The organism is Porphyromonas levii (assembly GCF_018206105.1).
Lineage (GTDB): Bacteria > Bacteroidota > Bacteroidia > Bacteroidales > Porphyromonadaceae > Porphyromonas_A > Porphyromonas_A levii.
Map to the genome: position 1 here is coordinate 1 of NZ_JADRGN010000057.1, position 9,914 is coordinate 9,914.

The window sequence follows — 9,914 nt, forward strand, 5'->3', positions numbered from 1 at the left end:
AGATCTAGGGCGTATGATGCTCTACTAGTATCTTGTCTTGATCGGGGTAGTACGCCCCTTATTGATGTCAGACATATTTACCGACTTCTGTGCTGTAGGCGTAATTGCACTGGCATTTTTAGGAGTGGGAATGCTCGCTTTTCCACCACTCAAGAATGCACGTACATTGGGTAGCTCATCGTGGATAGCTTGGATACGCTTAGCATCGGTAGGGTGTGTGCTCCAGAAGTCGCTCTGTCCTTCTTGTGACTTGCCACCTGCCATGTTTTTCCAGAATACTTCCGCCTGAGTATAGTCGAAACCAGCAATAGCCATCAGGTAGAGTCCGATTTTATCTGCCTCATACTCGTGCTTCCTGCTGTATGGAAGAGTAAAGAATGCCTGCGAGCCCACTCCGTAGAGGATGCTTGCTACTTGCTGAGTAGCTCTGCCTTTGCCTCCAAGAAGAAGCCCTAGGGCTGAAGCCCCGTATTGCTGTAGGACTTGCTGGCTCATGCGCTCATTGGCATGTTTTGCTACTGCGTGTGCCACCTCGTGAGAGATTACAGTGGCTAGCTGATCGTCATTTTTGGTTACGGGGAGTATGCCTTCGTACACCACAATCTTGCCACCAGGCATACAGAATGCGTTTACTTGGTCAGAGGCAATTAGATTGAACTCCCATCGGAAGTTGTCTGCATCTGCTGCCAATCCGCTGGCACGGAGATAAGCGTCTGTAGCCTTGGCAATACGCTGTCCTATCTGCACAACTCTTTGTACCTGCTTGGTATTTCTACTCTTAGGGGCTTTCGCCATAAATTCTTGATATTGGGCAAAGCTCGCTTGTAGCACTTGGCTATCGGGAATAAGATTGACTCTATTTCTTCCACTCAAAGCTACTGTGGAGCAGCCAGCGAGACCTGTCGTAAGCAGCACTAGCACTGCCATTATTTTGAACCTAGTCGTTTTCATATAATTACTATGTATATATTGAATAATTATTCCTTGTCGCACCTCAAAGATATCTATTTTCTAGCTACAAAACGCATGAGTCACCTCAAAAAGTGTTACGTTTGCTATTGTTATGACACATTATAGGAGAATAAGTTTGTATCGCTTTCGTTGGCTTCGAAGGATAAGGTATGGGAGAGGTAGGGGTGTACACTCTCCCAAGGCTTATCGCATGGTGCAGATGTTGGTTCGTCCGTATGCACGGTATTATCATTTTGATGAGTATTATCCGCTGTTTAGTAGATCGTTGCACCTACTCATATATAGGACGGTAGCACGTGTGCCACTTCGCGAAGTTGTTTTGATAGATCAAGATAAGAGCGTAGAAACGATTGTGCGGTTGGCATCTTCTTCTGTGCCTATCACTTATCAGTTACCTCACGATTTGGATAGAGTATTGGTGGTCACGAGTAATATTGAAGCTATTGATATCACTGATAGCACTTATTTGATATTTACGGATATTCGGAAAACTAAAGAGACGGCTAGAGTGTTTAAGAAGTGGGTAGGGAGCATCCCACAAGGGATAGTACTAGATCTCTATGATACCGCACTTGTTGCTGGTATGGATAAGGTGAAGTATGTTTATCGAACTACATTTTAATAGAAATAGAATATGAGTACAGAGAAAGAGATTAAGCGAAGTTCGGTCTATACAAGAGGCGGAGACAAGGGACGGACTTCTTTGATGAGCGGTCAGAGAATTTCAAAAGGGTCTTTGCGGTTGAATACTTATGGTTCGGTGGATGAACTTAACTCGTTTGTCGGATTGCTTAGAGCACTTACACCTAGTGAAATAGGGCAGGATGTAACCTTGACGATGATCCAAGACCGCCTATTTACTTGTGGATCTTACTTGGCTGCAGACTTCAGAGGGCAGAAGAAGGAATTTGATTTGCCAAGTGGCGTAACAGATGAGGATATCAAGACCTTGGAGCATCAGATAGATGTAATGGACTCTGAGCTACCTAAGTTGACTGAGTTTATTATCCCTGCAGGAGGTCAGGCAGCTAGTATGGCTCATGTTTGCCGTACCGTGACACGCCGTACTGAGCGAGCTATATATCTTCTATTGGATACAGACCCTGAGGCAGATGTGGAGGCTGGAGTCAAGAACTTTATAAATCGCCTGAGTGATTATTTTTTTGTCCTTGCCCGTGTTTTAGCTCGGCATGAGAATGGTGAGGAGGTTACATGGAAACGTTTTAGAGACTAATAGGAAACAGAAAAGGCTGGTCGGTTATGTTCCTGACCAGCCTTTTTTACTCAATTTGGCAATAAAGCTATTAGTAGCTCTTCTTCTCGCGAATACGAGCCTTCTTACCAGTGAGCTGACGTAGGTAATAGAGCTTAGCACGGCGTACATGACCTCTCTTGTGTACAGTGATCTCATCGATAAATGGAGAGTTGAAAGGGAAGATCCTCTCTACACCAATACCACTTGAAATCTTGCGAACTGTAAAGCGACGATTGTCACCATCACCCACAATCTTAATGACATCACCACGGAAGATCTGGATACGCTCCTTGTCACCCTCCTTGATACGATACGCTACAGAGATGTTATCACCACTCCTAAACTGTGGGTGCTGCTTTCCTGCAGCCATCTCTTGCTCTACAAGCTTAATTAAATCCATTGCTCTTTTTGCTTATATTATTTAGTACTTACTAAACGCAATATAACTAGGCCACTCATGCATTCCTAGCAGAGATTACGCAAAGCGTTGCAAAGGTACCATTTTTATGCTATATATCCAACTTATTAGCGGAGTCTATCCATAAAGCGAACTGTTCGCTCATCTATGGCTATGCCTCGGTAGGCAAGATAGTCGAATATTATCGCTATGATTGGAAGGGCGAGCCAAGGGGTAATACTAAAGTCCCAATCTAAGTTGGAATCTACAAGTGTATTTGTAAATGAATAACGGTATACAAAGACTAAGGCATAGAAACCAACCTTCAGCAGAAGGTTAAAGACGGTAATACGCATCTGGAGTACTCGCTTGGTGTAAAGGAATATTGCCACAAAGCTGAGCAAGACAATGAGGATTGTTATACCAAATAAAGCCCAGGTAGGCATTGCTATATCTCCAGATAAGTCTTCAAAGCCTGTGGCATTGAGTGAGTAAACCATGTCGGGAATTGTCACCTTAGCGATAGGGATAAAGACCATAAGCAGCATCAGTATTCCCGAGAATAGTAAAAATAGTGTTTGTTTGCGCTGTATCATACTTCAATATGTATTTGTAATAAAAAAGTGAGCGGTAGCATGATACTTGCGTACCTACTTACCACCCACTTGTCTTCTAGTCTTGGAGCATCAGAGCTCTTCCTCATCCTCCACTTCGTTGAGAGGATTGCAGAAGTATACTTCTCCGTCCTCAAACTCTTTAGCAGCTACTAGTACTGGCTTTGGAAGGCGCTCGTAGTACTTAGATATTTCGATCTGCTCCTGATTCTCAGAGAAGTCCTCCATTGTATCAGTGTAGGTAGAAAACTCTTGGAGCTTATTCTCTAGGGCGCTCTTAGTTTCTGCAGCTACTTGATTAGCACGCTTGCTCATCACCACTACTGATTCGTAAAGGTTACCAGTAGGCTCGCTAAACTTATCAAGGTCACGAGTAACTGTCGTCAGTGGAGTATTTGTCTTCTTCTTCATACCTATTGTATAGTGTAGTAAACTTGTAAACTTCTATCGTGTCTCTATATCAATACCAACCTGCGTTGGGGTCAATATTCTTCTCGGCATACGCAAAGAACTTATCTACATCTTTCCTTCGCTTGCCGTCGGGAAACTCATTGATGAAGTTGTAGTACTCATCTCTGAGGTCTCTTAGACGCTGTTGCTTCTTTTCCTGTACGCTGTTCTTCGCTATTTCGTATAGGGAAGCGACTACGTAGTAGTGCATCTCTTCCTTATGGATAGAGTAGGGGTACGTCTTCATGGCATTACGAGCGGTGATGATGCAACTCTCGTAATTGTTGAATATGTAGTTGCCTAAGTCGTAGTATAGTTTCGCATTGAGGACTTCCTTAAGAGCAAGGTTCTCTTGCAAAGTAAAGAGCAATTGCTTGGCTTCCTCTGCTTTCTCGCTCTGAGGGTAGAAGTCAATAAACTGCTGCAGCTCATGCATAGCAGACATAGTCTTGGACTGATCAAGTCTTGGGTCAGGAATGTCCTGCGCCAATCCATAGCCTGAATAGAAGCGAGCCAATTCGGTATACTCACCATTCGGGAAGTCGGTGTAGTACTGCTTGAAGGCAAGCTGTGCTTGTTGGTAGTCTTTCATCTTGTAGTACGACTGAGCCTTAAGGTATAGAGCGGGCTCCATCTCACTACTACCACGAAAGTAGGGGAGTATCTCTTCTAGGGTTTGAGCAGCCCAAGCGTACTTCCCTGTATTGTAAAACTTCTTGGCATACGAATACTTTTCGTACAAGTCTGTACTCTTCTGGACCTTGGCTAGTTCGTTGCACGAGGTCGCGAAGAGAAGGACGAATAGACCAACTATGGATGCCTTTATTATTTGCTTCATTTCTACTGAGCTATAAAACGTATTCTATGTTCTGGCAAAGATACCAATAATATACATTTATTTCACTTGCCTAGTCTTTGGAATATCCTATTTGCTACCCCTGCCTGAGCACGAAGCATATCTTCCCCATTTATTTTGATACATGTGGCTGGTGCTACAGATAAGAATCTGAGTGGGGGTAAATAGGATAGGTCGTATAGGATATGCTTATCAGTAAGTGCCGAATACGGGATATCTGGACACCTATCTGGAAAAAGAGGCCCACCCAAAGGCGTAGCATTGACAATTATGCGTGTAGAGGCAAGGTAACTAGTTGTCACCTCATTATAGCTCAGCTCTCCCTCTCTTGGAGAGCGCGAGACAATAGCCACGTTCATTCCAATAGATTTAAGCGCATAACGAACCGCTTTGCTCGCTCCTCCACTCCCCAAGACAAGGGCATTACCTTCGAGTAAATATCCTTCAAGCGGTGCGAGAAAGCCTGCAATATCAGTATTATAACCGATCAGACTCCCATTGGATTTTGCTATTGCATTAACTGCTCCCACCTCTTGAGCTTCAATAGATAGTGTATCGAGCAAGGGTAATACGGTCTCTTTGTATGGCGTAGTTACCATCAAGCCATACCATGAAGGGTCTAGTCTAAATTGTTGGATAATCGACTGCGGATTATCTGTATCGATAATCTCGAAGGAACAGTCTCCAACTCCCTCCTTCTGCCATAACTCTTGCCATATCTCAGGAGAGCGACTGTAGCTGATGCCTTTGCCTATGAGCCCGTATTTTCTTGTCACTCTTATCGTCTGTGCTGAAGGCTATAGATTCTTTCTTGATGTTGCGCACTCTCTTCCCTTAGCGGCTTATAGCCTACATATAGTCCACATACACCTGGTGGATATATTTTATAGTAGGTATTCACTAAGCCCGCCTTCTGCATCAGCTGCTCCATCCCTTCTCTATGGGGAACTTTGTGAATGCTCTTAGCTAAGTAGTCATAGGCATCTTTATGATGACCTATTAGCGAACTTGCCACTGGAACAACAGCCTTCATGTGCACATTGTAGGCTAGATTGAGGAACCCATTCTCTGGCTCACAGAGTTCCAATATCGCTACCATGCCACCTGGGCGCAATACTCTGAAGAGCTCCTCATACCCCTTCTGGATAGACTCAAAGTTGCGTATGCCAAAAGCGCAGGTAGCTGCATCAAAACTATCATTATCGAAAGGTAGATCCAAGGCGTTTGCCACTTTGAATTCCACTTGCTTCAACCCCGCTTCCCTTACTTTTTGTTCGCCAATCTCGAGCATCCCGATAGAGAGGTCGCTCGCAATCACTGTAGCATTAGGGCACTTTTGAGCCAGCATGATTGAGAGGTCTGCTGTCCCTGCTGCTAAGTCTAGTATTCGCAAGGGCCGCTCATTGGATACCCTCCTAACTAAATCCTTACGCCAATGGATGTCCAGCCCGAAGCTATTAACCCTATTGAGCACATCGTAGGTCGGGGCAATGCTATCAAACATTGCCCTAATCCTACCTGCGAAAGATTCCCCTTTTATTTGTTCTCCTTGAGCCATGCAGTGAGGTTGCGTTCTATTCTATCGTGTAGATTGCTGGTATCACGCTTCTCGAAGCTCTCTCCTGTTAGGTGCTCGAAGAGTTCAATGTATCGCTCTGTTACGCTATCGCAATATTCTGGAGTCATCTCTGGGACCTTCTGACCCTCTTTCCCTTGGAAGCCATTATCCATAAGCCATTTCCGTACGAACTCCTTGGAGAGCTGACGTTGTGCTTCGCCCTTCTCAAATAGCTCCTGGTAAGTGTCTTTATAGAAATAGCGAGAGGAGTCTGGTGTGTGAATCTCATCGATTAGATAGATCTTACCATCCTTTTTACCAAACTCATACTTCGTATCTACAAGAATAAGACCTTGCTTCTCTGCTAGCTCGGTACCTCTATTAAATAGAGCTTGTGTTATCCTCTCTAGTTCTTCGTAGTCCTCTTTGGATACTAGTCCGGAAGCAATAATCTCCTCTCGAGAGATATCCTCATCGTGTCCTTCATCGGCCTTAGTCGTAGGCGTAATGATAGGGTGGTCAAACTTCTGATTCTCTTTCAAGCCCTCTGGAAGCGTGATACCACAAATCGTGTGATGCCCAGAGGTATAGGTGCGCCAGGCACTTCCCGTGATATAGCCACGGATCACCATCTCCACTTTGAATGGTTCGCAACTATGCCCTATTGTCACCATTGGGTCGGGAGTAGCGATCTTCCAGTTTGAGACAATATCAGAGGTCGCATCTAGGTTTTTAGCAGCTATTCTATTGAGTATCTCTCCCTTGTAAGGGATACCCTCAGGGAGGATAACATCGAATGCCGAAATCCTATCCGTTACTACCATTGCCAATAGGTCGCCCTCCAGCGTGTATACATCTCTCACCTTGCCATGATAGAGGTTCTTTATCCCTGGTAGGTTTAGGTTCGTATTTGTCAATGCCTTTGCCATAATACTATGTATATAATATGTGTGTTGTATTTACTCTTGTTTCTCGTGCTCGTGAGCATCGTAAGCGTCTACAATTGCCTGTACAAGCTCATGCCGCATAATATCTTTCTTCTCAAATTCCATCCACCCAATGCCATCTACATTCCGGAGGATACGCTCTGCTTCTCTTAACCCCGAGGGCACGCCCTTGGGCAAATCCACTTGGGTCATATCTCCTGTAATAATCATCTTAGCGCTCCGGCCAAGTCTCGTGAGGAACATCTTCATTTGGTGCGGGGTTGTATTTTGTGCTTCATCTAGGATGATGACAGCATCATTGAGTGTCCGACCCCGCATATAGGCAAGTGGGGCAATCTGAATCACGCCACTCTCCATATACTCTTTGAGCCTAATCGCAGGGATAAGCTCTTGAAGTCCATCATATAGAGGTTGTAAATAAGGATCAAGTTTATCCTTCATTTCGCCTGGGAGAAACCCTAGCTTCTCACCAGCTTCTACCGCAGGACGACTTAGAATGATTCGGCGAACCTCCTTGGACTTGAGTAGCTTCACAGCCATAACAATAGCAAGAAAGGTCTTGCCCGATCCAGCTGGACCCGTGGCAAATACGAGGTCATGCGACTCAATCAACTCAATAAGCTTTGCTTGGTTTTGTGTCCGAGCAGTGATAGGCTTCCCTCCAGCACCATATACCACAATATCTTCCTGAGGCTGCTTTGCCACACGCTCTTCGCCCGAAATCATTGCCTCTAGTGTTCCTTCATCTAGGGTATTGTACTTTGTTACACGCTCTTCCATTTGATTGAGCAGCCGGAGAAAGGGCTTCAGTTCTTCAGCCTCCCCAATAACTTTAATAATATTGCCCCTTGCCATAATACGTAGCTTAGGGTGGGTCTCCTTAAGGATAAGCAGGTTACGATTATTCACCCCAAAGAATACCTGTGGGTCTGCCTCCTCTAGGAGATAGATGCGTTCATTCATAATCACTACTTCTTAATCTTCTCGACCTCTTCTCTTAAAGTCCGAAGGCTCATCAGTCCTTGCCCCAAAGTGGGAATGCCCTTTGTGGGTACAAATAGTAGCGTAGGGAAAGCCTGTATGCCCAACATCCTCATTAGCTCTGGATACTTTTCGACCTCTATGGCATAGACTACAATCTCATCGCCATACTCCGCTGCCAACTGTTCTAGGCGAGGTCGTAGACGCTTACAAGGACCACACCACACGGCATAGAAGTCTATTACCGCAGGTTTGTCACCCTTATAGTTCCACTCATTCCCAGAGGTATAGTCATATATTTGGTCGATAAATTCCTGCCCAGTAATATCTCTTACCGCTGCAGGTTTCTGAGATGCAGTCTGAGCAATGGGCTTGTGTGGCGTAAGGTCTATAAATCCCGAAATCACACCAGCGAGTAGAAGGATACCAGCAAAAAAGCCAATCTCTTTGAGTACTTTCTTCTTATCTATCTTCATCATCATCTTTTCCTATTCGTCCTTAGAACTTCAAAGGTAAATAAAAATGACGATATGGAGCCCTATAAGTACATATTAATATAGGTGTGACCTCTATAAGCCATGACCTCTTTCCCCATTTGCAGACATGACGCTCAGGCTTCAGTACATTAGTACGAGCTCCAAGAAAAAAGCATAATCCCTTGGAGCTCGTCTTTTAATATCCCGTGCCTTAGTGTCCTCTCGATTTCTTCTTCTGTAATGCTAGATAAGTGCCTATGGCAATAAAAGTAACCAGAACCACCACCATCTCAGTAATATGCTCCAAAGGGGCTACCCATATTTCGTTGAGCATATCGTTGCGCCCTAGTATCTCTACAGGAGTCCAGATAACTATAACATTGGCAATTGCCATGCGGATATTGGGTCCCCATTGATGCAGTCTGAGTTGCTTGCGGAAAATAAAGAATGCTCCCACGAGGCAACCAATACCAAGAGCTATAGTTACAGGATGTGTCTCTCCTAAGAAGCGGGGGTCGTAGCAAAACATCAGAACTAGGTAGCAAGTCCATAACAGCATCATCGTTTCTATAAACGTTACAATAGCTGGGTGGCGCGTCATCCCTTTGGTCACAATCTCCTCACGTTTCTTGCCAAAGAATAATTTCTGGCACCAATTGATAAAGTTACATCCAGTACGGACATTAAATATATAGAGTAGCATGACAGTAACCCACATACCGAAAGATGCAGGCATAAGTAGGTATTCTGGGCGTGTAACGACGAGTGGCTTAATATCTTGGATGTGCGCTACTGGCTCTCCATTTAGAAACATCTGTGGTTGGCTCGCAATCCCATTGATGTATTCAGTTGATGTTGAAATCACTCCATTCACAATCTCAGGATGTGCGCCGAACCTTTGGGCATAGTACATAAAGAGAAACTCTACCCAGCCAGTCCAAAGCAGAAGTGCTCCGATGAGCCCCATGATAGTCTGAGGAGTCTCTTTTTTCAAGAAGACGCCACAAATGGCGAATACCAATCCCAAAGCCCCCATTGCAAAAGCCGCATTCGGGAGCCATTGAGGGAAGATGAAGTGCTCCATTAGAATCATCATAGCATGCCCTAATGGCATGGTACAGAGTACCAGTACGAAGGATAAAATAGACTTTACCCAAGCTTTGGATGAGACTTTAATCTCACCAGGTGTTGTTGTCGTAGCCATAGATAATATTGTAAAAGTTAGTTAGTATACTGTAGTCAATTATCATAGTAGATTCATGGCAGTCCATAAACGTTAAAGTAAATATAGGTATAGAGAGGATTATGATAAATACAGAACAATAGTAGTGGAAATTGTCATATATCTCTCTCGTATTCGCAAATGTAACTACTTTTTAGGTTAGGTAGTCAAGTAAGCAGGAAAAAA

At 44.4% G+C, this 9,914-nt stretch carries 13 protein-coding genes; 2 read left to right on the forward strand and 11 right to left on the reverse strand.

The window, feature by feature from the left end; all coding sequences use genetic code 11:
* Nucleotides 1–24: 24 nt before the first annotated feature.
* On the reverse strand, nt 25–951 hold the full coding sequence (locus IX315_RS08990; RefSeq protein WP_033408453.1) for a M48 family metallopeptidase: 927 nt from the start codon (nt 949–951) through the stop codon (nt 25–27).
* 112 nt (nt 952–1,063) lie between these two features.
* On the opposite strand from IX315_RS08990, the gene IX315_RS08995 reads away from it, so the two are divergent.
* Nucleotides 1,064–1,594 (forward strand): hypothetical protein, encoded by a 531-nt coding sequence (locus tag IX315_RS08995; protein ID WP_211639820.1) that lies wholly within the window; start codon nt 1,064–1,066, stop codon nt 1,592–1,594.
* A 12-nt stretch (nt 1,595–1,606) separates the two neighbouring features.
* Nucleotides 1,607–2,206, forward strand: coding sequence for a cob(I)yrinic acid a,c-diamide adenosyltransferase (locus IX315_RS09000; RefSeq protein ID WP_244973138.1), 600 nt, complete (start codon nt 1,607–1,609; stop codon nt 2,204–2,206).
* Between the two features lie 70 nt (nt 2,207–2,276).
* On the opposite strand, the gene rplS is transcribed toward IX315_RS09000, so the two are convergent.
* The 10 genes from rplS to IX315_RS09050 form a co-directional block, all read right to left on the reverse strand.
* On the reverse strand, nt 2,277–2,627 hold the full coding sequence (gene rplS / locus IX315_RS09005; protein ID WP_018358326.1) for a 50S ribosomal protein L19: 351 nt from the start codon (nt 2,625–2,627) through the stop codon (nt 2,277–2,279).
* Between the two features lie 125 nt (nt 2,628–2,752).
* Entirely contained in the window at nt 2,753–3,220 is a 468-nt protein-coding gene (locus tag IX315_RS09010; RefSeq protein WP_026215654.1) for a DUF4293 domain-containing protein, read from the reverse strand.
* 90 nt (nt 3,221–3,310) lie between these two features.
* Nucleotides 3,311–3,649: a DNA-directed RNA polymerase subunit omega gene (locus tag IX315_RS09015; protein ID WP_211637373.1), complete on the reverse strand. Its 339-nt coding sequence runs from the start codon at nt 3,647–3,649 to the stop codon at nt 3,311–3,313.
* Between the two features lie 49 nt (nt 3,650–3,698).
* Entirely contained in the window at nt 3,699–4,526 is an 828-nt protein-coding gene (locus IX315_RS09020) for an outer membrane protein assembly factor BamD (RefSeq protein ID WP_018358329.1), read from the reverse strand.
* A 62-nt stretch (nt 4,527–4,588) separates the two neighbouring features.
* Nucleotides 4,589–5,320, reverse strand: coding sequence for a shikimate dehydrogenase family protein (locus IX315_RS09025; protein ID WP_211637369.1), 732 nt, complete (start codon nt 5,318–5,320; stop codon nt 4,589–4,591).
* 2 nt (nt 5,321–5,322) lie between these two features.
* Nucleotides 5,323–6,048 carry a bifunctional demethylmenaquinone methyltransferase/2-methoxy-6-polyprenyl-1,4-benzoquinol methylase UbiE gene (ubiE, locus tag IX315_RS09030; RefSeq protein ID WP_156808686.1) on the reverse strand — a complete coding sequence of 242 codons (726 nt, stop codon included), beginning with the start codon at nt 6,046–6,048 and terminating at the stop codon, nt 5,323–5,325.
* A gap of 32 nt (nt 6,049–6,080) precedes the next feature.
* Nucleotides 6,081–7,031: a phosphoribosylaminoimidazolesuccinocarboxamide synthase gene (locus tag IX315_RS09035; protein WP_018358332.1), complete on the reverse strand. Its 951-nt coding sequence runs from the start codon at nt 7,029–7,031 to the stop codon at nt 6,081–6,083.
* A 30-nt stretch (nt 7,032–7,061) separates the two neighbouring features.
* Nucleotides 7,062–8,012, reverse strand: a complete 951-nt coding sequence (locus IX315_RS09040) for a PhoH family protein (RefSeq protein WP_211837396.1) — start codon at nt 8,010–8,012, stop codon at nt 7,062–7,064.
* Between the two features lie 5 nt (nt 8,013–8,017).
* On the reverse strand, nt 8,018–8,512 hold the full coding sequence (locus IX315_RS09045) for a thioredoxin family protein (protein ID WP_134849747.1): 495 nt from the start codon (nt 8,510–8,512) through the stop codon (nt 8,018–8,020).
* A 205-nt stretch (nt 8,513–8,717) separates the two neighbouring features.
* On the reverse strand, nt 8,718–9,710 hold the full coding sequence (locus IX315_RS09050) for a hypothetical protein (protein ID WP_018358335.1): 993 nt from the start codon (nt 9,708–9,710) through the stop codon (nt 8,718–8,720).
* Between the last annotated feature and the right edge of the window lie 204 nt (nt 9,711–9,914).

Excerpts from the sequence above, each read along its gene's own strand:
- IX315_RS08990 (WP_033408453.1), bottom strand. The coding sequence starts at position 951 with ATGAAAACGACTAGGTTCAAAATAATGGCAGTGCTAGTGCTGCTTACG.
- IX315_RS08995 (WP_211639820.1), top strand. The coding sequence starts at position 1,064 with ATGACACATTATAGGAGAATAAGTTTGTATCGCTTTCGTTGGCTTCGA.
- IX315_RS09000 (WP_244973138.1), top strand. The coding sequence starts at position 1,607 with ATGAGTACAGAGAAAGAGATTAAGCGAAGTTCGGTCTATACAAGAGGC.
- rplS (WP_018358326.1), bottom strand. The coding sequence starts at position 2,627 with ATGGATTTAATTAAGCTTGTAGAGCAAGAGATGGCTGCAGGAAAGCAG.
- IX315_RS09010 (WP_026215654.1), bottom strand. The coding sequence starts at position 3,220 with ATGATACAGCGCAAACAAACACTATTTTTACTATTCTCGGGAATACTG.
- IX315_RS09015 (WP_211637373.1), bottom strand. The coding sequence starts at position 3,649 with ATGAAGAAGAAGACAAATACTCCACTGACGACAGTTACTCGTGACCTT.
- IX315_RS09020 (WP_018358329.1), bottom strand. The coding sequence starts at position 4,526 with ATGAAGCAAATAATAAAGGCATCCATAGTTGGTCTATTCGTCCTTCTC.
- ubiE (WP_156808686.1), bottom strand. The coding sequence starts at position 6,048 with ATGTTTGATAGCATTGCCCCGACCTACGATGTGCTCAATAGGGTTAAT.
- IX315_RS09035 (WP_018358332.1), bottom strand. The coding sequence starts at position 7,031 with ATGGCAAAGGCATTGACAAATACGAACCTAAACCTACCAGGGATAAAG.
- IX315_RS09040 (WP_211837396.1), bottom strand. The coding sequence starts at position 8,012 with ATGAATGAACGCATCTATCTCCTAGAGGAGGCAGACCCACAGGTATTC.
- IX315_RS09045 (WP_134849747.1), bottom strand. The coding sequence starts at position 8,512 with ATGATGATGAAGATAGATAAGAAGAAAGTACTCAAAGAGATTGGCTTT.
- IX315_RS09050 (WP_018358335.1), bottom strand. The coding sequence starts at position 9,710 with ATGGCTACGACAACAACACCTGGTGAGATTAAAGTCTCATCCAAAGCT.